Below are 22322 nucleotides of genomic sequence, written 5' to 3' on the forward strand. Positions count from 1 at the left end.
TGACGGTAGCCAGCGCAAGCTGGCTTAAGTAATACGGTTATGGGCAGACTATAGAAGAGAGCCGACACGAAGAACGTGGTGCAATATAGGTAATTCTCTCTTATTGTCGCTTTCAGCGTTAGCCTTTACGCACAAATTGAAGGATATGGCCTTTAAAGTCATTTTTTAAGCATTCAATTTTATCAGGTTTAAAAAAAGACGAAGCATATCCGTTTTCAAGCATTTTTTTGGCAAGCTTGTTTTTTCTTCCGCGGCCAGGGTCAACAATAATCACTTCACATGTTGGATTCGAATGTGCCTGAATGAAATCGGATAGCAATTCGATGTGTTCATCTTCGTACAGTAGGTCACTGCCGATAATTAAATCGAAATAGCCTAAGCTGTCATTGTTATCGGCCCAACCGGTTCGCTCAAAAGGGATAACGGTATCCCCATTAAGCAGAGAATTTCTATTTAAAAAGGTTTCTACTTCAGGGTGGTAGTCGGTCGCGGTTATGTCTACGTGCTGTTTATTAAGCAGTAAGCTACTCAATGCGGTACCACAACCAATCTCTAGAACACGTTTAGTGCCAATATCGTAATTACTAACAAAGTGGGCTAATACTAGGCTGGAAGGCCATAAAATGCCGAAAATAGGCCAAGTGGCTGAGGAAATGCCAAGCGCTTCTGCAGTACCTTCAGGGTCGTGAAACTCTTGTTTATTGCGAAGCGTACACAGGTGGATATCTATCTTACCAAACTCAATGGTTTGATAACTTAAACGTAGGGTTGCCATTTGACTGCCTCAAAAATGAGCGCTCAGCCAACTACCATAGATAAATGACGAAACGAAAAAACAACAGATTATAGTTATTTTCGATAAAAGCAATATATTTCGTTTTTCTTATATTGGATGAAATTTGGCGAGAATCACAAAAAAGTGCACTTTAATTTTGACTGTGGATTTTATATTATGGGCGGGTTTTGCTGCATAAGCGTTTGAAAAAAAGGCAATACTTTATTTTTCGTTATTTTTTTCGAACCATGATCAACTAGATAGTTGGCGGCAAACAGACGGCAAGGAAGCGCTTTTTACTAGGGATTCAGGTACTCGCTTACCGATATATCTATTCATTTTTTAATGAAAGAACCACGGATACCTACTGCTTCATTACTTGCCTTAATTTTTAACAAAGCCAGTATTTAATAACAACAATTCATCTCAAATTTATGGAGCAGAAGATGAAAATAAAAACCATAGCAGCAGCGCTTGTTACCACAGGCACGTTATTCTCTTCCATTGCATCAGCGGACGATACTCAACTCTTACTAAACTCATTCCATGAATATGGCATCACCAAATGTGATAGTTTTATTGCGGAAAATAGTGGGCTCAATGGCAACTGGAACTACTTTATTAATAAACATAGTGGTGGTATTGATGGGCCGGCTACAGAAGTCACTGTAACCCAAATATACGGTTCAAAAGACGATACGGTAAAAACCGAAGATACTTATATTCAAACAGCAAAAAAATGCTTTCTTCGTTCTACATGGACACTCACTTTTCCGGGCCCATGCTCAGACAGCATTGACGGAAACGCCTGGTACGTGGCAACAGCAATGCCCAACAAAGATTATACCACGTACAAAAATGCTGGCGGTATAGAATTACATGCCAAGGAAATTAGCATGGGTAATTTTAAAGCCTGTGTTCAAGAGGGGTCTAAGCGTATTAACGGTAATCACGGCTAGGCTACACTAGTACCTAAAAGCAAGCCTGTGCCTTGTGTTGAAAGTAGCAAGGCACTTTCATTTTTCCCGCCTCATAAAAATGCTAGTCTAGTCACGAAAATACATAATAAAGAGCAAATAATGGACTTTTTAATTAACATTCTAGTCTGGGTAGGCGTCGTCATTTTTGCGCTATTTTTTATTGCCTTTGTGGCTGCCGCAAAGCTGAATAAAAAGCAAGAGAGTCAAAAGAATAGCGATAACAAAGAACCCTAATAACACGTGCTAGCTGACCCTCTGGTAGCCAGCACATGCTTTGACGCTTTCGGCGAAAACGCCGCTTAATTACTTGCCTAAATCATGGGCACGAAAAGCATTGGGTAATAACTCACCTATGGTGGTGTCGTGGGTTGCGCCCGATTTCGTCACCATAGTGACGGGTGTCTCGTCCGGCGCAAATTCTGCAATTTTTTGTCTACATCCTCCACAGGGAAAACAAAACTCGTCGTTGGGGCTTGCTATTACGATATGGGAAATGCGTTTGCCACCGTGGGTAACCATATTGCCAATGGCGGTTGCTTCCGCGCATTGGCCGAGGGGAAATGCGGCGCTTTCTACGTTACAGCCGGAAAAAATATCGCCGCTGTCTGATTCTAGGGCAGCGCCTACCTTAAAACCAGAATAAGGGGAGTGAGAATGTTGTTGGGCACTGTAGGCCTTTTCAATAAGTAATTTTATCTTGTTATTTGTCATAGCTACCTGCTTATCACCGCTATTAGTCTTTACTTTTTATATTAAATGCGAGAAGGTTGCGACATATACGCCGCTGACATTGCATTTTCTCTAGCGGATTGTGTTTTTCTTACTTGAAGTATGCTTTTTACCATGCACCGAAACGTTAGTCTCATCTTTTTTTTACTGGGTGTTGTTATTTTGAGCGGTTGTGCTCAAACACCTGTTGTCACCCAAAAATCCGAAATGGGGAATTTGCTGCTCGCAGAACCGGCCCCTGTAAATCCTCGCTCGGAAATGGCTATCGCACGGTATAATCAAATACTTATGAGTTCGGCGTTATCCAATGAAGATAAAGCAGAACTGCATTTTCAACGGGGCATGCTTTACGATAGTGTTGGGTTAGGCGGCTTGGCGCAATTCGATTACAATCAAGCTATTAGCCTTAAGCCTGACTTAGCAGAAGCTTATAATTCCTTAGGGATTCATTTTGTCCAACAAAATGACTTTATTCAAGCGTACGATGCGTTTGATTCAACGCTAGATATTAACCCTGATTATCACTATGCATTCCTTAATAGAGGCATTGCTCTGTATTATGGCGGTCGCTCAGAACTCGCGGTTGCTGATTTAGAGAAATTCGCCCAGGAAGATAACTCCGATCCATTTAGAGCGTTGTGGGCGTATTTCGCCCACTACGCGGTGTCACCAGAACAGGGCGTACAGTTTTTGGCCTCTATTCGTCCAGAATTAGACAATGCCCACTGGGCAACGGCGCTTGCCGATATGTTTTTAGGCACTAAAAACGAAAATGACGTGTTAAATTCATTGCTCGATGGGGTTAAAAGTCAACGTGGGTTAACCGACCGTTTGTGTGAAGCATATTTCTATTTAGGCAAGTATCATATGCAACACGATAACCGTGGTATTGCTTCGAATTACTTCAAATTAGCACTCAGCACCAATGTGTTCGATTACGTAGAACACCGTTATGCACGTCTTGAATTAAATCGTTTACGCCAACGTACTGCCAGCGTTTCTGAGTAAGTTCGCACAGTAATATGAGAGGGTTACTACTCGCCGTGTTGGCACTTTTGTTGGTAGCTGGTGATTCCGGACGTTATCCTTCTCAACTTGTTTATAATGTAGCGCAGGTTTACCCGGCGAACAAAGAAATTGCGTCCGCCAACAGAACCTACCTTCAATCTCTCTATTCTTCACTGTGGTACGCTGCCAAATCTGGCAATCAAAAAGCGCAATCTATGATGGTTGCATGGGCGACAGAACATGAGAGCGTGTACTGGTTAAAGAAGCTAGTGTCGCTGGAAAATGCGGAAGCTGCATGGGCATTGTATCAACTTATTGGGGAAGCAGAATCTAACGCAGAGTTAATGGCGTTGGCCGCTATTGGAAATGTGCCAGAAGCTCAACTTGCCTTCGCTATGGACACAGATAACCCCAATAAACGTGAAAAATGGCTTTTACGTGCGGCAAAATTAAATTATCTTCCGGCGCAATCTGCGTTGGCTGACTGGTATCTGTTACAAGGGAAGCTAGAACTTGCCCGTCCTTGGCTTGAAAAAACCGCCAGCCTAGATATGCAAAGCGCGTTTAAGTATGGTCGACTCTTGTGGGATGAAAATCTAAGAGAAGAGGCACTGAAATACTTTCAGCAGGCTGCTGATGCAGGGCATACAAAAGCAGCCGAAGTCATCATGTTGTTATCACAGTATTCACCTAAAGCGGCTAACAGTGTGGGTGAGTATACATGGCCTACAGATAAAACCTGCTTACAACGAATCCAAATTTTTGCCACTTCGTTATCAACAATTTCTCGGGCAAATGCCTTATACGAGCAATTTGAACAAGACCTGCGTTTACAGGCTTTACCTTTGTGTATTGCACCGCCAATCTGGCTTGAAAACAACCAATTAGATTGCCACGCCCAGTACCAGGGCAATAACCGACTTGGCTGTAATATTAAGCCATTAGGGCCTGCGGTAACCAAACGTACGCTCACCCACGCGGTGGTTGTTGCCGAGCAGGGAAAAGCCAATGTCCAAAATGGGGTTATGTTTCTCGATATGAGTGATGACTATTCGGTATTTGTGCACGAGTTAGCGCATTTTGCGGGTTTTATAGATGAATACCCTTTACCAAAATCTTCTGCTCAGCGTTACTGTCACCCCGAAAAGATAGCAGATTTTTCGGTGCCAAACTTAGTGATTGAAGGGGCAATAACTTACCATCCCATGGCCACCGTGAACCAATGGCATGAGGCCGTAAACGCTGCTCATACAACGCTGACTATAGCATCAGCTCGCACTTGTGACGCGTCTGGCATAAAGGCCTACAAGCCGAGTCACCGCATTACCTTTATGGAACATCACGACGTGGGTGTTATTCCACCGTTATATTTAACGTTGTGGCGCCAACAATTGCATAACCCTGATACACAGCGGCCTATCTCAATGAACCTTTTTCAAGCCTTCCATCAAAGTGGCCGCGCAGAGCGTGCAGGGTACTGGTTAGCTGAATACGAAAGTCGCGCTTCTGTTTTGCATGAATTAAGTGAACCCGTGAGTGAATGAACCATTAATATTCGCTTAAGGCTTCTCGCTTTAACACCCCAACCCACATTGATGTAGCGCCACATATTGCCACTGGCATGACAATAAAATTCACCACGGGTATCAGTGAAAACACATTCACCATAATACCAAAGGAAAGCGCCTTTCCTTTATGGGCAGATAAATGGGATTGCATCCGCTTAAAACCCACTTTGTGGTTATCGTAAGGGTAATCACAATATTGAATAGCCATCATCCAAGCGGAAAACAAAAACCATAACAATTGACCAAATACAGGTACAAAAATAAACAGAAGTAGAAATCCTAGCGCCCGAGGTATATACCAAGCAAGCTTTGTGAACTCACGGCCCAGGGTTCGTGGAATATCTTTGATAAGTGACATGATACCCTCGTCACCAAGATCTTGACCTGTTAGGTGGCGCTCAACTTTTTCAGAAAGCACACCATTAAACGGCGCAGCAATCCAATTGGCTAACGTGCCAAAAATGAGCGCAAAGATGAGCAAGACACTAATAACGGCTAAAGGCCACAAGAAGAAACTGATCGCTGTCTTTATCCAGCCAAGCCATTCAGGGACAAGGTTGATGGTGTAAGCAATGGCAAATTCAATTTGGCCAAATAAAAAATAAAATGCCACGGAAAATAACACGAGGTTAATAGCCAAAGGCACAAAAACAAAGCGTTTTAGTCCTTTGGTTTTAATAAGAGAAAAACCTTCGAAAAAATAGTGTACACCACTGTGGGATTGCATTGCCGCTCCTGATGATTAAATACGTGCACGTTTTTTAAGCATAAAAATAGTATAACGCTAAAACCTTTGGCTACATTGCCATCGCTATTTTAATGGCAGTATACCCGTGCTAACACATTGCCTGAAATGGTAATTGTTACAAGCTGTTAGATTTGCTAAAGTCGATAAACAAATAAAAATAACATGACAGCCACGCTAATAATACAGGCACTTACGCTTGTTTATCGCCTTAGTATGAACAACTTTATTGTACCGATTCGACTGCTATTTTGTGCGTTTGTTCGCAAGGTGGTCTCGTGCGTCTAAAGAAAATCAAACTAGCTGGCTTTAAATCCTTTGTTGATCCCACCTCAATCCCTTTTCCCGGAGACATGACCGCGGTAGTGGGGCCTAATGGCTGCGGCAAGTCTAACGTCATCGACGCGGTTCGTTGGGTGCTGGGTGAAAGCTCGGCGAAAAACCTGCGTGGCGATGCCATGACAGACGTTATTTTTAACGGCTCATCAGCGAGAAAGCCCGTGGGGCAATGTAGCGTCGAGCTCGTGTTTGATAATAGCGCGGGGCGAATAGGGGGCGAGTACGCCTCTTACAACGAGCTTTCGGTAAAACGGTTAGTGACTCGCGATGCTCAATCCACCTATTTTCTTAACGGTGTAAAATGTAGAAAGCGGGATGTGACCGATTTATTTTTAGGCACAGGGCTAGGTCCTCGTTCGTATGCCATTATTGAACAAGGCATGATCTCTCGGTTAATAGAGTCAAAACCACAAGAACTTCGCGTTTTTATTGAAGAAGCCGCAGGCATTTCTAAGTATAAGGAAAGGCGAAGAGAAACTGAAAACCGAATAAGACACACGCAAGACAATTTAGACCGCTTAAATGATGTGCGCGATGAGTTGGCGCAACAACTTGAAAAACTACAACGGCAAGCGGCAGCAGCCACCCGCTACAAAAGCCTTCGAGGAAATGTTCGCCGTTTAAAAGGCGAACTAACAGCCCTTCGTTTTTTAAAGAACAGTGAGCATATTGAACGCCTTGAGTCGCAACAAGCGAATATTAAAAAGCAACTAGATGCGTTAACGTCTAAGCGCGAAGGTGATGAAGCAGGTATGCTCACCTACAAAACACAGCAAAGTGAGTTGAAATCAGCGCTTGAGGCAAATCAAGAAGCCTTATTTACAACCGCCACTGCCATTACACGTATAGAGCAAAACACCCTCCATGCCCAACAGCGATTATCGCAAATTAGCCATGAGCTAACTGAGCTAAACCAACAAAAGCAGCTTCTTATTTCTTCAAAAGCAGAAGCTGAAACCGCACTAGAACAATCCACGCTGTCGCTGGAAGCATTGCTGCCGCTTCAAGAAGTCAAAGAGGAAGCGTTATACCAAGCGAAAGAACAATTCGAAGATGCTGAAAATGAACTTCGCGTTTTTAATCGTAGTGCACGTGAACACGAAGAAACTTACCATCGTATTAAGCAAGAGGTACAAAGCTGCCATAGCCAGGTGCAATCCACCATGGGTATGCAACTGCGTACTTCCCAGAGGATCAGTGAGCTAAACGAAGAGCTTACTCAATTAGGGCAAAGTGATTTGCACACTAAACTGTCCGTGCTCGACTTGAAGCAAGAGGAAGCGGAAGAAAAAGTAGCTAACGCAGAAGATGCGTACCTTCAAGCGAAACAGGCACTGTCAGAGAACCAGCAAAAGCTAAAAGAAAGAGAGCAGGAATGGCGGCACATACGTGAACAATGCCAAACGCTGAGTTCATCAATTTCTGCATTACAAACCCTGCAAGAAGATGCGACAAATACTAATAATGAGATTAACCCACAGTTGTCGATGTTGTGGCAATACTTAGCTGTACCAGAAGCATTAACCAAATGTACTGAAACGGTATTACGACGATGGCAGCAACCCTACATTAGCGACTTATCTTGCCCCACCAAGCTACTCAATCAAGATAACCTGCCACAAGATGTGCCAGTTTTTTTGCAAAGTGAATTTACCAAGAAAAAAGCAGCTGGCACATTGGCAGCGGCAATAAGCTCTAAATATGTGCCTGAGGCCTTTAATGATATCTACCTTTACGACACAGATGCGGCGGCATTAGGCGCCCGCGGCGAACTAAAAACGCATCAAAGCGCACTTTCAATGTCGGGGCTTTGGTGTGGGGTAGACTGGATAAGCATACCGACCACCCGTCAGGAAACGGACAACGATGGCGTACTTAAACGGGCGCATAAAATAACAGGGTTACAAGCGCAGTTAAGCGAGTTAGAAAATACTGAGTCAATCATTAACGAGCGCATGGTCGTCGCCAGTGATTGTGTGAAGGACGCGGAAGAGCATAAAGTTGATTGTGAAAACGTATGGCAGGCGTCGAAAAGTGTTTTGTCTAATGTGGTAAATGAACGTTCACTTATTACTATGCAATTAGCACAGGATGAAGCGCGTCAGGCTAAACTTCGAAGTGAACTAGACAAACATCAAGCAATGTTGGAAAAAGAAGAGACTCAACTGGCGTCTTTGTCTGAACGATTAGCCATAGCCGAAGCGCAAATACTTGAGCATGAAGTACGGGTAGACGATGTACAGAGAGAGCGGGAATCAGTTGAACAAAAAGTGGCGGCGTTACGGGCAAGTGTTGAACAATTAACGCAGGAAAAACATGAGCTTGCATTAAAAGCGCAACAGCTTGAGAATCACCAAAAACTCTATCAAGAACAGGTTACGCGTAACAATCAGCAATGGCATACGTATGAAAAACGTATCAAAAACCTGCAAACAGAGCAGCGCAATTTACACGCACCTAAAGCTGAGCAAGACCAAGAGTTACAAAAGCTGTTGTCGAAAAGAGAAGCGTTGGAAAATGAAAAGCAGACGCTTACTGCCAAGCAGGAAAGTGTAGAAGCCCTGCTTGCTGATGCAGAAAAAGGCCATCAAGCGCTGGCGAAAGAAATGCAGGAACGACAAAGTGACATTGACAAGCTGAGTGTTGACATTGAAGGCTATCGCGTAAGAGTGACGACGCTGTTAGAGCAGTTGGACGAGGTGAAGTTATCGCTCAAGGAGGTGCTTGAAACCTTACCTGATAATGCTGATGAAACGCAATGGCAACAGGAATTAGATAAAAATCAGGCCGCGCTTTCACGTTTAGGCGCAGTCAATTTAGCGGCGGTGGAAGAATATGAAGCGCAATCTCAGCGTAAACAGCACTTAGACACTCAGCACGAAGATTTGTCAGAGGCGTTAGAAACATTACAAAGTGCTATACGCAAGATAGATAAAGAAACGCGTGTGCGGTTTTCTACCACGTTCGAGCAAGTTAATCGTGATTTGAAAACCTTATTCCCAAAAGTCTTTGGCGGGGGCTCGGCCTATTTAGCATTAACTGACGATGATTTATTAGAAACCGGTGTTACTATTATGGCGCGCCCCCCGGGCAAGAAAAATAGTACGATTCACCTTTTAAGCGGTGGAGAAAAAGCGTTAACCGCTTTATCATTGGTATTTGCAATTTTTAGGCTTAATCCAGCGCCGTTTTGTTTGTTGGATGAAGTCGATGCACCGTTAGATGATGCAAACGTGGGGCGTTTTTGTAACTTGGTCTCAGAAATGTCTCAAACCGTACAATTTATATATATCACCCACAATAAGATTGCGATGGAAATGGCAAGTCACCTCACCGGGGTTACCATGGCTGAACCTGGCGTATCTAGAATGGTGGCGGTTGATGTTGACGAAGCTATGGCTTTCGCAGAAGCATAACAAAGGGCGACGAAGCTAAAATGGAAGATGAATTACGTCTATCACTACTTATTGCCGGTACGTGTTTTATCGTAGCCGTACTTGCACATGGTATTTGGAAAATTCGCAAAAATAGTAAATTAGAAGGGAAGCCAAGACAGGAGCCTCGGCAATGGAGCGACGAGCATGACGATCAAGACCCTGTGCAAGACTACGCGAGTCGTGAAGAACCAGAATTTGATGAGTTAGGTATTGGGCAGGTAAGAGTGGTTTCACCTTCATCGAAGGATGAAAATCAGACTGAACCTTACACAGACGAGCGTGAACTTTCATCACCATTGCAGGATACAATGGAAAGCGAAGATGACGCAGCAAGCACTCTTTCCCATGATGAAAGCACGTCAGATGAGGTAAGTAAGTCAGCGTCGTCGCCCACGCAAAAGCAAACAGAACCCAGTACACCAGAACCTGAGAAGCCCAAATTATACGGTTCAGTGGTTTCCAATCCAAAGCCCCACATGCAATCGGGCAGCCGTGTTCAAGGGGAGCCTACTTCCGATAATGCGCAGGCGTTTCCAGAACCGCCTGGTTTTTTACTAAAGGACGAGGACGATAACGAACAAGCCAGACAACCTGCGGCTGAAGAACCCACGTCTCCGTCTGTTGACACGTTTAGCCTAGATGCACAACAGCAACCGGAGCCATCATCACACTCTGATACCGATGCTCCGCCAGCCAGAGAATCCATAAAATCACCAAGTTTCGGTGATCAAGCAAAGAAACTTGTGAAGCCCAAGCGTCAAAAGTCCACAATGAAACGCCGCCAAGAACCTTCTATTGGAGACGATCAAATACGCATTGATTTTGATAAAGAGGCGACGGCGCAACAAGCTCAGGATACTGCAAAAACCCAGTCGAACCAAAGCGCTAGCAGCGGGCAAGAACAGGAAGTTTTAGTGCTAAATGTGCGTGCACAGGATGATGATCACATTAGTGGCGCTGCACTGTTACCCATGCTGCTTACATTAGGCTTTAAATTCGGCGATCAAGATATTTTTCATCGGCACGTGAACGCAAATGGAAAAGGGCCTGTTCTGTTTAGTTTAGCGAATATGTTTAAGCCTGGAATTTTTGACATTGATAATCTTGAGACGTTTTCCACGCAAGGTGTGTCTTTGTTTATGATTTTACCGATTGAAGGCGACCCGCATCAGGTATTCAATATGATGCACAACGCTGCACGCAAATTGGCTGACGAATTTAACGCCCAAGTACTTGATGGCAGGCGCAGTGTGTTAACAAAGCAAGGCTTGCAGCAATACGTTGAAAAAATTCGCGAATTTGAACGCAAGCGTATTATTTCTCGCCACTAAAACCGGCGTAAATGTAATATAATAAAGAAGGGCCTGACCACAATCAGGCCCTTCTTTTGTGTTAGTGAAAGTTTATTGCCGACAGGCGAATATCATCAGCAGCCTTGCTGCTAATTTATCAATCAAGGTACGTGCTATAACCATGTCTGAAACCGATCTACAAGTGAAGCAACGCATAGACGAACTTCGTGCTCGACTCGCTGAATATAATTATCAATATTACGTTAAAGATGCGCCCACCGTACCGGACGCAGAGTACGACCGGGAAATGCAGGAGTTGATGGCGTTAGAGCAAGCGCACCCTGAGTTTCAAAGCGTTAATTCACCCAGCCAAAAAGTGGGCGGTCAAGCGCTAACCGCGTTTGAGCAAGTGACTCACGATGTGCCAATGCTGTCGCTAGATAACGCGTTTGATGAAGCGTCATTGTTGGCCTTTGAAAAGCGAATTCTAGACCGACTTAAACAATCAGTCACGCTGGCTTTTAGCTGTGAACCTAAGTTAGATGGTTTAGCGGTGAGTATTCTTTACGAAGACGGTCAGTTAGTGCGTGCAGCTACCCGCGGTGACGGGCAAGTAGGTGAGAATATTACCGCTAATGTACGCACCATCGCCAATGTCCCGTTATCGTTAAGGGGTAAAAATTGGCCACAGCGCGTTGAAGTTCGCGGTGAAGTGTTTATGCCTAAAAACGGTTTTGAAACACTGAATGAAAATCAGCGAAAAAGCGGAGGAAAGGTATTTGCAAACCCTCGTAATGCGGCAGCGGGCAGTTTGCGCCAGTTAGATTCCAAAATAACGGCAAAACGACCTCTTATGTTCTATGCCTATTCCTTAGGAGTTGTGACCCCAAGTGAATTCGAATTGCCCGAACAGCATAGTGAACGCTTAAATACCCTTGCTTCTTGGGGCGTGCCGCTGTGCCCAGATATTACCACAGCTCAAGGGGGAAAGGGCTGCTTAGCCTATTACCAACACATTTTAGAGAAACGTGATGCCCTTCCTTACGATATCGATGGTGTTGTATTCAAAGTGGATGATATTCAGCTGCAAAACACACTTGGTTTCGTTGCTAGAGCGCCTCGCTGGGCTATTGCACAAAAGTTTCCAGCGCAAGAAGAGGTTACTCAGTTAATTGAAGTAGAATTTCAGGTAGGGCGGACAGGGGCTATTACGCCCGTTGCGCGGTTAGAGCCGGTATTCGTCGGTGGCGTAACCGTATCTAATGCCACGCTTCATAACCAAGATGAAATTGAGCGTCTAGGTGTGAAAGTTGGCGACTACGTGGTTATTAGGCGAGCTGGGGATGTTATACCGCAGGTCGTTTCTGTGGTTGAAGCTAAACGCCAGAGTAACGTGAAGCCCATCGAGTTTCCTACGCAGTGCCCGGTGTGTGATTCAAATGTTGAAAAACTTGAAGATGAAGCGGTAGCGCGTTGTACAGGGGGGCTTATTTGTGCGGCACAACGTAAACAAGCACTCAAACATTTCGCTTCTAGAAAAGCGTTTGATATTGACGGCTTGGGCGACAAACTTGTCGATCAATTAGTGGATGCGAATTTAGTACACAGCCCGGCAGACTTCTTTACGCTTTCGCTTCCAAAGCTAATAGGTTTAGAGCGCATGGCTGAAAAATCGGCGTCTAAACTTCTTGATTCACTGGAAGCGTCTAAACGTACCACATTGGCTAAGTTTCTTTACGCGCTAGGTATTCGTGAAGTTGGTGAAGCCACAGCGTCCAATTTAGCCTTGCACTTTCGTACGTTAGAAAGCATTAGGCAGGCAAGCATTGATGACCTTATCGCGGTTCAAGATGTGGGAGAAATCGTTGCTGCGCATATAGTCAATTTCTTTAACGAAAGTCACAATACCGATGTTATTGATGCTTTGTTGTCTGTTGGCATTAACTGGCCAGAAATAGAGGCGAAAGAGGAAGGTGTAACTTTACCATTGGAGGGTAAAACCTGCGTGATTACGGGCACACTAAGTACGATGGGGCGTTCCGACGCAAAATCAGCATTACAAGCATTAGGTGCCAAAGTTGCGGGATCTGTATCAAAAAATACGGATTTCTTAGTTGCAGGCGAAAAAGCGGGTTCTAAACTGACTAAAGCACAGGACTTAGGTGTGGACGTTTGGGATGAAGAAGCATTGGTTGCGTTTCTAGAGCGCCACTGAGGCTAAATAGCCCAAGGTGCTAAGAAAAATAAAAAAGGGCGATACGCATAAGTATCGCCCTTTTTTTGTATTCAACGATTAAGCTTGTTGGGTTTTGTTTGCTCTGGCCTGCTTACGCTTTTCCCAAGCTTTTTTAACTTGTAAACGCCAAATCCAATTGAGGCTTAAGTATCCTGCCACACTAAATATAACAGAACAGATGGCACAGCCTACAAGAAAAGCCGGGCCAATTGTGGTTAAACTTTCTACCACCCATTGCCAGCTAAATTGAAATTCAAAATGCTCAGGCTTGGTCCCAAGTACAGTAGTGCCTACTTTATAAGCCCCGTAGAATATGGGCGGCATAGTAAATGGGTTTGTAATCCAAACGGTAGCCACAGATAAAGGCAAGTTCGCTCTAAATGGAATCGCCATGCCAGCAGACAGCCACATTTGAAAGGGCACCGGCCAAAAAGCAAAAAACAACCCTATACCGAATGCACCCGCAGCGGAACGTCGGTTTAAGTGCCATAAATTTGGTTCGTGTAACACACTTCCAAAGATACGTAGTGCTTTGTTTTTCTTGACCGTTTGATGGTCAGGAAGAAATCGTCTAATAAATTTTTTAGGCATAAAATTCGTTCGTTACCGTAAACCAGATGGCTAGTTTAGCCATGTACCACTATTGCTTACGTAGACTAATGGCTAATCGTATCACAATTTGGTGTGGCAGTTTTTGCACTTGCGCAATAACTAGTGTGCTTTGGCCCGCACTTCCTTCATATCCAATCCAATTTGGAATAGGCATTGCTGCAATTATTTTTGCTGCGTTTGGCTATGTAATGACACGAAAGGCACCCACTTTTAACGTAAGGGGGCATTTATATAGCGAACATTGCGCTACCTTAAGTTTCGCGATGAGTGGCGCGCTAGCAGGAACACTATGGGTGGCGAGTGTAGGGTATTCCTACCTGTCTTGGCAACTCCCAGAAGACAAAATTCAACAAGATGTCACACTTTTCGGACAAGTGGTCGCAGGGGGCTGTTTAAATAGTGTTAAAAGTGATGAAGAATTAAGCGGCGATGGGCAAAAGAAGCCAGTATTAACGTTAAGGGTAAGTCGAATAGACTCGCTTAAACTTAATGCTAGTGTAGACATGCGTTTGTATGCGTTAGATCCCCAGTTGTGCGTACACACGAACGATAAAGTCACCTTCACAGCGCGAATTAAACCGGCCTACGGAAATGCCAACCCAGTGGGTTTTTCTCAGCAAAGGTATTTAACGAGTCAACACATTGTTGCCACGGGCTATATTAAAACGAATGCTAAGCAGGCATTTACCGAAAACCGCATTAGCCATCACCATGGTCTGCGTTTCTATTTAAGCGAAAGCCTCAGTGATTTAGCGCTTGTCAATAATGCCTGGTTCCAAGCACTATTATTAGGTAACAAGCAGGCCCTGTCTAACGAAGACTGGATGTTAATTCAGCGTACAGGCACAGCGCATGTATTTAGCATATCAGGTATGCATTTGGGCATAATTGCAGGGGCTGTACTGTTAATGACTCGTGCCCTGTTTCTGTTAGTTGTGCCGCTTTTTGGCCAGCGCATTGTGTTAAGTAACACGCGGGATGCGAACTTATGCTTGGTGGTGTTAGCCACATTGCTATATGCCTATGTGAGTGGACTGTCATTGCCCGTCGTGAGGGCGTTTAGCATGCTTGTGATAGGGTGTGCGATGGTATGGAGTCGATTAGCAACAACGCCTTCAGCGCTTTTGGTGTTTATGTTGTTCTTCTGTGTCGTTCTATTTCCTTTATCTTGGCTGCATGCCAGTTTTTATCTCAGCATAGGTGCTGTGTTTATAATTATTTTTTTAAACTGGCGATTTCAACTATTTCAACTGCCTTGGTATTACTCAATCATTGTGCTTCAAGTTGCACTTTCCATCTTCATGGTACCCATCACACTACTTTGGTTTGGCCAAGCGAGTTTGACGGGAATTGTCGCTAACTTGGTGGTGGTGCCCTTAATCAGCCTTTTGCTGCCCATTGCCATAGCGCTGTTTATCATCGCTGCTTGCTGTGACACCTTGCTACCCAGCGCAGCGGGGTGGGCAATGCAGGGAATGTGGCTTCTTGATGATGCATTTAGCCAGCTACTTAGGTTTTTGCGGTTCCTGTCAGATTGGCCTCACAGTGCATTTTTAGTGTCTTTTGAACCTCAAGTTATGATGGCACTGTGTTTCGCGTTGATCATTGCCATCTTGCCTACCTTTTATGGCCAAAAGCGTGGCATTTTGTTGTGCCTTTTCCCCTTTATTTTCGCAATCAGCACCCCTTACAATCCAACACGCTGGTACGTTCATGTTTTTGATGCAGGGCAGGGAACTGCCATTGCGCTTACACGTGGCCATAGAGCAGGCATAATAGACACCGGCCCTGTTTATCAGGGTAAAGCGCCCATTGCTGAAAGTGTAATACCGCAATATCTCGCACAAATTAATGCGAATGATGTCGACTTCGTTATAGTGAGTCATAGTGATACAGATCATGCTGGCGGTGTTGATGCGCTGTCGACATGGTTAAGCCAAGCGAGGACAAATAAAGCGCTGCCCCGTGCTCAATCAGGTTCTACGCAGTGGTTTAGCCCACTCAATGGCTGTACTCAAGGCGAGGCGTTTGAATGGCAGGGGCTTATCGTAAGTTTCCACTGGCCGCAAGCTGGGAATCACGTTAACAGCAATAATACTTCGTGTGTGGTTTCAATTTCTGACGGCCATTATCGGATATTATTACCTGGCGATATCGAACGTGAAGCAGAGTATGCGTTGATTAAAACAACACAATTACCTTCAGCAAATGTGTTAATTGCCCCTCACCATGGCAGTAAAACGTCGTCTACACAGGCGTTTATAACATCAGTATCCCCCCAGTATGTCATTTACACGCAAGGGTATGAGAACCGGTGGCAGTTCCCTTCCAAAAAAGTATATCAACGTTATGAAGCATTTGGTGCCCGTCAATTCACCACGAGTGAATTTGGCTATATACGCCTTGAATTTTCATCAAAGGGCATCATAGTAGAGCCTACACGATCAGGTTCAACAAAACGTTGGTTCATGGTTAATAAACCACCTAGGTACCTGCAAGATTAGGGAAAAAAGCAAGAAGCGAGTACAATGGTAGGGTATAACTTTAATTCCAAACAGGTTCACATTAACTGATGCAGCAAACCGATACATCCGCTTCACAGGTTAAGCGTTTTTTACGCTATTTGCGTGATTTTAAACTTCCTTTTTTCGCCGCCATTGTAGGGATGATTGGCTATTCTGCCGTAGATACCTTTGTGTTTGCGCAGTTACAGCCCATGATTGATGAGTCGTTAGGGAATAACGATCATGAATATTTGAGACTTGCCGCGTTCGCTATTGTCCCTTTGTTTATTATTCGCGGTTTGTTCAACTTTTTAGGTACATTCACGTTAACTTGGATTGGTTCTCAAGTCGTGATGCGCATGCGTCAGCAATTGTTTAGTAAGTACATTCATCTGCCCGTATCATTTCACGATACCCAAGCTGTTGGCAGCTTAATTAGTAAGGTTACCTACGATACTGAGCAAGTAGCGAATGCCTCCGGCAAAGCATTACTCACCTTGGTACGCGAAGGCGCGCTTGTAATTGGGTTACTTGCGGTCATGTTTTATTACTCGTGGCAATTGTCATTGATATTTCTTTTGATAGGCCCCTTAGTGGCCGTGATTGTGTCAGTAGTTAGTAAGCGCTTTAGAGTGGTAAGTAAAAACATACAGCAATCAATGGGGAACCTCACGTCCGCAGTAGAGCAAGCGGTTAAAGGTCACAAAGTGGTGATTATGTTCGGTGGCCAAAAAATAGAACAAAAACGTTTTGCCCAGAAAAACAACCATAATCGCCAACAAACCATGAAACTGGCGGTGACACAGATTCTTAGTGTGTCGTCTATTCAAGTTATTGCCTCTATTGCTCTGGCGGTAGTGTTATACATTGCCAGTACGCCGGGCATGCTAGAAAAGTTAACCGCTGGCGTATTCATTAACGTGGTGTTTTGTATGGTGATGTTATTAAAGCCACTTAAACAACTCACTACCATAAATAATGAATTTCAAAAAGGCATGGCGGCGTGTTCGAGCATTTTTGATATTTTAGATCGTAGCGATGAGGCCGACAGCGGTGGCTTAAAAATAGAGAGAGCCAAGGGAAAAATAGAGTTTGATAATGTTACCTTTACTTATCCAGGCAAACATACACCAGCGTTAACTGAAGTGTCATTTAAAGCCGAACCAGGTCAGTCTATTGCTTTGGTAGGACGCTCGGGGAGTGGTAAATCCACAATATCCTCTTTGCTTACTCGCTTTTACTCACCCCAACAGGGTCAGGTAAAACTGGACGATAAATCTCTAGAAACCATTGATTTAAAGTCGTTACGGGCGCAATTTGCAGTGGTTTCACAAAATGTCACCCTGTTTAACGACTCTATTGCGAATAACATTGCTTATGGTGCAAAAGAGACCGTTAGCCGCGAGCAAATTGAGCATGCCGTTAAAATGGCCCATGTGGAAGAATTTTTAGACAACCTTCCTGATGGTTTAGATACCGTCATTGGCGAAAACGGCTTAATGTTGTCGGGCGGACAGCGCCAACGAATTGCGATTGCACGGGCTATATTGGCCGACGCACCCATTTTAATTTTAGATGAAGCCACCTCTGCATTAGACACAGAGTCAGAACGTTTGATTCAAGACGCATTAGAAACGCTACAGCAAAAATGTACCAGTATTGTAGTGGCCCATAGGCTTTCAACAATAGAAAGTGCTGATGTGATCATGGTGGTTGAACAAGGACGTATTATTGAGAGCGGCAAGCATGATGAATTACTTGAGAAAGGTGGTCATTATGCACAACTTCATGCGCTTCAATTTGGTGACCACTAGTGGAAACACTTGTGAGGCAATGGCATAAAGGGGCGTGGTGGGTTTGGTTGTTAAGCCCTCTAGTGTTGCTGTTTTGGAGTGTTTCGCATATTCGCCGGTTAGCTTACCGCTTTGGCATTAAGCAAAGCACCCGTGTTAACGCTAGCGTTATTATTGTGGGTAATATTTCTGTAGGGGGCAATGGAAAAACCCCGGTGGTACTGGCGCTAGCGCAATATTTTTCCCATAAAGGCAAACGTGTTGGTATATTGAGCCGAGGCTATGGCGGCAAGTCAGACACTTACCCAAGGCAAGTTTTAGAAACCGATAGCCCAGAGGAAGTGGGTGATGAGCCACGATTGCTGGCAATTCGCTCAGGAGTACCTGTGGTGGTTGACCCGCTAAGAGCACGCGGAGCTCGGTTTCTCTGCGATGAGTTGCACTGCGATATCATTATTTGTGACGACGGCTTACAACACTATGCGTTAGCTCGCGATATAGAATTGGTTGTCATGGACGAACGGCTAATTGGCAGTGGCTTTTTAATGCCTATGGGGCCATTAAGAGAAGGGCGCTGGCGACTAGCAACCGTAGATGCCATTATACATAATCGACAGAATAACACTCAACCTCACCTAGCGAGTGGTACGACACCCCAGTTCATGATGGCGTTAGAGGCTGAACTACCAACATCGGTAAAAAATAACGTAAAGAGAACTGAGTTAACATACTTTCAAGGAAAGCGCGTTACTGCCTTAGCAGGCATTGGTGCACCTGAACGGTTCTTTTCTCAACTAACCGGGTTAGGGGTTAACCTTGATAAAACCTGCCCCTATCCCGATCATTATCAATTCTCACCAGAGGATATTCCTTCGGGAACTGTATTAATGACAGAAAAGGACGCAGTGAAAGTGGCTGGCTTTGCGCATGATGATTGCTGGTTCTTACCGGTTACGGCAAAAATAGATGACGCCGTGTTTACGCTTATCGAGAACAAATTAAACACGGCTCACCGCACTTAAAGATGAATGAATTAGGAATACAACAATGGCTTTTGATAAAAGACTCTTAGAAGTATTGGCTTGCCCTGTGTGTAAGGGAAAACTGGTACTGGCAGACAATAATACACAATTGGTGTGTCGCTTCGACCGGTTAGCGTTTGACATTAAAGACGGTATCCCTGTGTTAATAGAGAGTCATGCCACTGCACTCACGCTTGATGAAGTTGACGAAACTAGGTAGTAGTGCATATGTTTTTTACAGTTGTCATTCCTGCACGTTACGGCTCCACACGTTTTCCAGGTAAACCTTTGGCAGATATTCAAGGTAAACCTATGATACAGCACGTGGTAGACAGAGCCCATGAAGCGGGGGCCAGTAAGGTTATTGTTGCCACGGACGATGCTCGCATTCAAGAGGTGGCGCGTTCATTTGCCACTGTATGCATGACGGCAAGCACCCATCAATCCGGCACCGAGCGAATTGCTGAAGTATTAGAAAAAGAACACATCAGCGGTGACAGTATTGTGGTGAACGTGCAAGGCGATGAGCCTTTTATACCCGCGCAGAATATTCAGCAAGTTGCGTCAAACTTGGCGGTAGCAAAGCAATGTGAAATGGCCACACTTTCAACGCCTATTTCAAACGCAGAAGACGTTCTTAATCCTAATGTGGTGAAAGTGTTAGTCAATACACATAACGAAGCGATTTACTTTTCCCGTGCGGCTATTCCATTTGAACGCAATCGTATGATGGCTAACCCAAGTGATGCTGATCCAACATTGTATTTTCGCCATATAGGCATTTATGCGTACCGGGCTAATTATGTGCAACGTTACGTAAGTTATGCCCCAAGCGCATTAGAGCATATTGAATCACTAGAGCAACTACGGGCACTGTGGTACGGCGATAAAATCCATTGCGATGTTGCGAAAGCGCCGCCACCTGTGGGGGTGGATACGCCGGACGATCTCGCCCGTTTGTTGAAAGGGTAAGCCTTGATTTAAAAGGGCCGCTTCCAGTGTTTGTTTTCAAGTAAAAGGAGGTCTTTATGAACGTGGTCATCACAGGTGGAAATAGAGGTATAGGCTTAGCGCTGGTTAAACACTACGTTTCACAAGGGCATCATGTTTATGCAACATGCCGAAATAGTTGTGACGACTTAAACGTATCGGGTGCCACGGTTGTGAAAGGCGTGGATGTTTCAAAGCCAGAATTTTTACCTGACGCGCTTGCGCCTTTAGCCAATGTCTCTATCGATTTGTTAATTAACAATGCCGGCGTATTGGGCAAAGAGGGTTTAGGCGATTGGGACCCCCACACTATTGATTATCAATTCAGGGTTAACGCGCTTGGCCCATTGCTAGTCACACAGGCTTTACTGCCTTCGCTTTCTTCCGACGGTAAGATTGCGCTTATAACGAGCCGCATGGGTTCCATGGAAGACAACAGTTCAGGGGGATATTACGGTTATCGTATGTCCAAAGCTGCGCTGAATGCCGCAGGCGTGTCTCTCGCTCAAGATTTAAAGCCTAAAGGGATTGCGGTGGGTTTGTTTCATCCCGGTTTTGTACAAACAGAAATGGTGAACGGTAACGGCGATATAGATGCTGATACGGCAGCGGGTCAACTGTACGAGAGAATAGCTGAACTTGCGTTAAATAATACCGGGCAGTTTTTCCATGCTAACGGCGACAAAATACCTTGGTAACAAGCGCCGTAAGTATCACGGCGCTGCAAAGGTTTGATTAGCCAAAGTAAGAGTGGCTAATCGTCCTGATCTTCTGACAACACGGCCCACACGTCGTGTTCGTTGGCATGAATAACTTCTGCCCATACACGATCACCGGGTTTGACATCATACACACCATTTAAGTGTACCAGACCGTCAACCTCTGGCGCATCGGCATACGTTCGTCCTACCGCACCTTCACTGTCCACACTGTCGATAACAACTTGATACTCGTTGCCAATTCTGTCTTGCAAACGCTGAGCACTTATTTCACCTTGTACTTCCATAAATCGGGCTAATCGGGCTCGCTTAATGTCTTCTGGCACGGGATCCGGTAGGTCATTAGCTCTTGCGCCTTCCACCGGCGAATAGGCAAAGGCTCCCACGCGGTCAAGCTGTGCTTCGCGTAAAAAGTCGAGAAGCTCCTCAAACTCTTCTTCGGTTTCGCCAGGAAAGCCAACAATAAAGGTAGAGCGAATAACCAAAGAAGGGCATTGTTCACGCCATTTCTTAACGCGTTCTAAAACACGTTCCGCACTGCCTGGGCGTTTCATCAATCTCAAAATACGTTTGTTGGCATGCTGAAAAGGAATGTCTAAGTAAGGGAGTATCTTGCCTTCATTCATCAATTCAATTAAGGCGTCAACGTGGGGGTAGGGGTAAACATAATGAAGGCGAACCCAAATACCCATTTCACCTAACTTTTCACACAGCTGTTGCATGTGGGTTTTCACCGGCATGCCGTCCCAAAAGCCCGTACGGTGTTTAACATCTACACCATAGGCACTCGTGTCTTGAGAGATAACTAAAAGTTCTTTTACCCCAGCGTCTTTAAGGCGTTTAGCCTCGTCTAATACGTTGCCAACAGGACGGCTAACCAAGTCGCCTCGCATAGAAGGTATTATGCAAAATGTACAACGATGATTACACCCTTCGGAAATCTTTAAATACGCGTAGTGACGAGGTGTGAGTTTTACACCATGGTCGGGGATCAAATCTTCAAACGGGTTATGCTGAGGCTGTGGGAGATGATCATGAACTTGCTCTACCACTGTTTCATAGGCATGAGGGCCTGTAATGGCCAATACGTTAGGGTGTAATTCTCGAATTTCATCTTCTTTTACACCTAAACACCCGGTTACAATGACTTTGCCATTTTCTTTTAGCGCTTCACCTATGGTGTCTAACGACTCTTCTACAGCCGCATCTATAAACCCACATGTGTTAACGATAACGAGATCAGCATCGTTATACGTAGGCACTACATCGTAGCCTTCGGTACGCAGCTGCGTAAGGATTCGCTCAGAGTCAACGAGGTTTTTGGGGCAACCGAGGCTTACAAATCCAATTCTGTTACCCGCGGTACTTGTGCTTGGCTTAGTCTCATTAAGCACTTTTACTGGGGTTTCCAGTGTCGTGGTTTTATTGACGGCTTTTTTAGGGTCGAAAGTTTCTACTGACATTAAACATTACCAAGTAAGTGACTGCGCTGAAAATGGCCGCGGATTATACCGGAAGTCGTTATTATCCGCAGTAAATAACTTAATTTAATTGTACATTTAGATGACAGGTA

General features: G+C 44.7%; 18 protein-coding genes. 13 read left to right on the forward strand and 5 right to left on the reverse strand.

Annotation, left to right across the window (positions count from 1 at the left end; translation table 11 throughout):
* Positions 1 to 118: 118 nt before the first annotated feature.
* Positions 119 to 775, reverse strand: a complete 657-nt coding sequence (locus tag IUA53_RS08765; protein ID WP_044447250.1) for a class I SAM-dependent methyltransferase — start codon at positions 773 to 775, stop codon at positions 119 to 121.
* A 446-nt stretch (positions 776 to 1221) separates the two neighbouring features.
* Here IUA53_RS08765 and IUA53_RS08770 point away from each other — a divergent pair, with 446 nt between their 5' ends.
* Together IUA53_RS08770 and IUA53_RS20365 are read left to right on the forward strand one after the other, a co-directional pair.
* Complete coding sequence (locus tag IUA53_RS08770) at positions 1222 to 1734, forward strand: hypothetical protein (protein ID WP_044057015.1); 513 nt, start codon at positions 1222 to 1224, stop codon at positions 1732 to 1734.
* Positions 1735 to 1854: 120 nt separating this feature from the next.
* Positions 1855 to 1989, forward strand: a complete 135-nt coding sequence (locus IUA53_RS20365; RefSeq protein ID WP_269746493.1) for a hypothetical protein — start codon at positions 1855 to 1857, stop codon at positions 1987 to 1989.
* A gap of 69 nt (positions 1990 to 2058) precedes the next feature.
* On the opposite strand, the gene cdd is transcribed toward IUA53_RS20365, so the two are convergent.
* Positions 2059 to 2466, reverse strand: a complete 408-nt coding sequence (gene cdd, locus IUA53_RS08775; RefSeq protein ID WP_044447258.1) for a cytidine deaminase — start codon at positions 2464 to 2466, stop codon at positions 2059 to 2061.
* Between the two features lie 132 nt (positions 2467 to 2598).
* On the opposite strand from cdd, the gene nlpI reads away from it, so the two are divergent.
* Positions 2599 to 3492, forward strand: a complete 894-nt coding sequence (gene nlpI, locus IUA53_RS08780) for a lipoprotein NlpI (protein ID WP_196899227.1) — start codon at positions 2599 to 2601, stop codon at positions 3490 to 3492.
* Positions 3493 to 3506: 14 nt separating this feature from the next.
* The gene (locus IUA53_RS08785; RefSeq protein ID WP_044447259.1) at positions 3507 to 5036 is read left to right on the forward strand and encodes a sel1 repeat family protein; all 1530 of its coding nucleotides are present in this window, start codon (positions 3507 to 3509) and stop codon (positions 5034 to 5036) included.
* Positions 5037 to 5040: 4 nt separating this feature from the next.
* On the opposite strand, the gene cysZ is transcribed toward IUA53_RS08785, so the two are convergent.
* Positions 5041 to 5787, reverse strand: coding sequence for a sulfate transporter CysZ (gene cysZ / locus IUA53_RS08790; RefSeq protein WP_044447261.1), 747 nt, complete (start codon positions 5785 to 5787; stop codon positions 5041 to 5043).
* A gap of 296 nt (positions 5788 to 6083) precedes the next feature.
* On the opposite strand from cysZ, the gene smc reads away from it, so the two are divergent.
* The 3 genes from smc to ligA all read left to right on the forward strand — a co-directional run bounded on the left by smc (position 6084) and on the right by ligA (position 13088).
* A complete protein-coding gene (smc, locus tag IUA53_RS08795; RefSeq protein ID WP_044447263.1) occupies positions 6084 to 9560 on the forward strand; it encodes a chromosome segregation protein SMC in 3477 nt (1158 codons plus the stop codon).
* Between the two features lie 20 nt (positions 9561 to 9580).
* Positions 9581 to 10912 carry a cell division protein ZipA gene (gene zipA / locus IUA53_RS08800; RefSeq protein ID WP_044447265.1) on the forward strand — a complete coding sequence of 444 codons (1332 nt, stop codon included), beginning with the start codon at positions 9581 to 9583 and terminating at the stop codon, positions 10910 to 10912.
* Positions 10913 to 11054: 142 nt separating this feature from the next.
* The gene (gene ligA, locus IUA53_RS08805) at positions 11055 to 13088 is read left to right on the forward strand and encodes an NAD-dependent DNA ligase LigA (RefSeq protein WP_044447267.1); all 2034 of its coding nucleotides are present in this window, start codon (positions 11055 to 11057) and stop codon (positions 13086 to 13088) included.
* A 78-nt stretch (positions 13089 to 13166) separates the two neighbouring features.
* On the opposite strand, the gene IUA53_RS08810 is transcribed toward ligA, so the two are convergent.
* On the reverse strand, positions 13167 to 13700 hold the full coding sequence (locus IUA53_RS08810; protein ID WP_044057021.1) for a DUF2062 domain-containing protein: 534 nt from the start codon (positions 13698 to 13700) through the stop codon (positions 13167 to 13169).
* Positions 13701 to 13768: 68 nt separating this feature from the next.
* Here IUA53_RS08810 and IUA53_RS08815 point away from each other — a divergent pair, with 68 nt between their 5' ends.
* The 6 genes from IUA53_RS08815 to IUA53_RS08840 all read left to right on the forward strand — a co-directional run bounded on the left by IUA53_RS08815 (position 13769) and on the right by IUA53_RS08840 (position 20728).
* Positions 13769 to 16225: a DNA internalization-related competence protein ComEC/Rec2 gene (locus tag IUA53_RS08815; RefSeq protein WP_231401294.1), complete on the forward strand. Its 2457-nt coding sequence runs from the start codon at positions 13769 to 13771 to the stop codon at positions 16223 to 16225.
* A gap of 68 nt (positions 16226 to 16293) precedes the next feature.
* Positions 16294 to 18039: a lipid A export permease/ATP-binding protein MsbA gene (gene msbA, locus IUA53_RS08820; RefSeq protein WP_044447269.1), complete on the forward strand. Its 1746-nt coding sequence runs from the start codon at positions 16294 to 16296 to the stop codon at positions 18037 to 18039.
* The gene (lpxK, locus tag IUA53_RS08825) at positions 18039 to 19040 is read left to right on the forward strand and encodes a tetraacyldisaccharide 4'-kinase (protein WP_044447271.1); all 1002 of its coding nucleotides are present in this window, start codon (positions 18039 to 18041) and stop codon (positions 19038 to 19040) included. The genes msbA and lpxK overlap by 1 nt, the downstream gene beginning before the upstream one ends.
* 25 nt (positions 19041 to 19065) lie before the next feature.
* Positions 19066 to 19260 carry a Trm112 family protein gene (locus tag IUA53_RS08830; protein ID WP_044057024.1) on the forward strand — a complete coding sequence of 65 codons (195 nt, stop codon included), beginning with the start codon at positions 19066 to 19068 and terminating at the stop codon, positions 19258 to 19260.
* A gap of 8 nt (positions 19261 to 19268) precedes the next feature.
* The gene (kdsB, locus tag IUA53_RS08835; protein ID WP_196899231.1) at positions 19269 to 20012 is read left to right on the forward strand and encodes a 3-deoxy-manno-octulosonate cytidylyltransferase; all 744 of its coding nucleotides are present in this window, start codon (positions 19269 to 19271) and stop codon (positions 20010 to 20012) included.
* Between the two features lie 56 nt (positions 20013 to 20068).
* Positions 20069 to 20728 (forward strand): SDR family oxidoreductase, encoded by a 660-nt coding sequence (locus tag IUA53_RS08840; RefSeq protein WP_196899233.1) that lies wholly within the window; start codon positions 20069 to 20071, stop codon positions 20726 to 20728.
* A 56-nt stretch (positions 20729 to 20784) separates the two neighbouring features.
* Here the strand turns inward: IUA53_RS08840 and rimO are convergent, their stop codons facing one another.
* Positions 20785 to 22212, reverse strand: coding sequence for a 30S ribosomal protein S12 methylthiotransferase RimO (rimO, locus tag IUA53_RS08845; protein ID WP_196899235.1), 1428 nt, complete (start codon positions 22210 to 22212; stop codon positions 20785 to 20787).
* Positions 22213 to 22322 lie beyond the last annotated feature (110 nt).

This window comes from Alteromonas sp. B31-7 (genome assembly GCF_015767655.1).
Classification (GTDB): Bacteria; Pseudomonadota; Gammaproteobacteria; order Enterobacterales; family Alteromonadaceae; genus Alteromonas; species Alteromonas australica.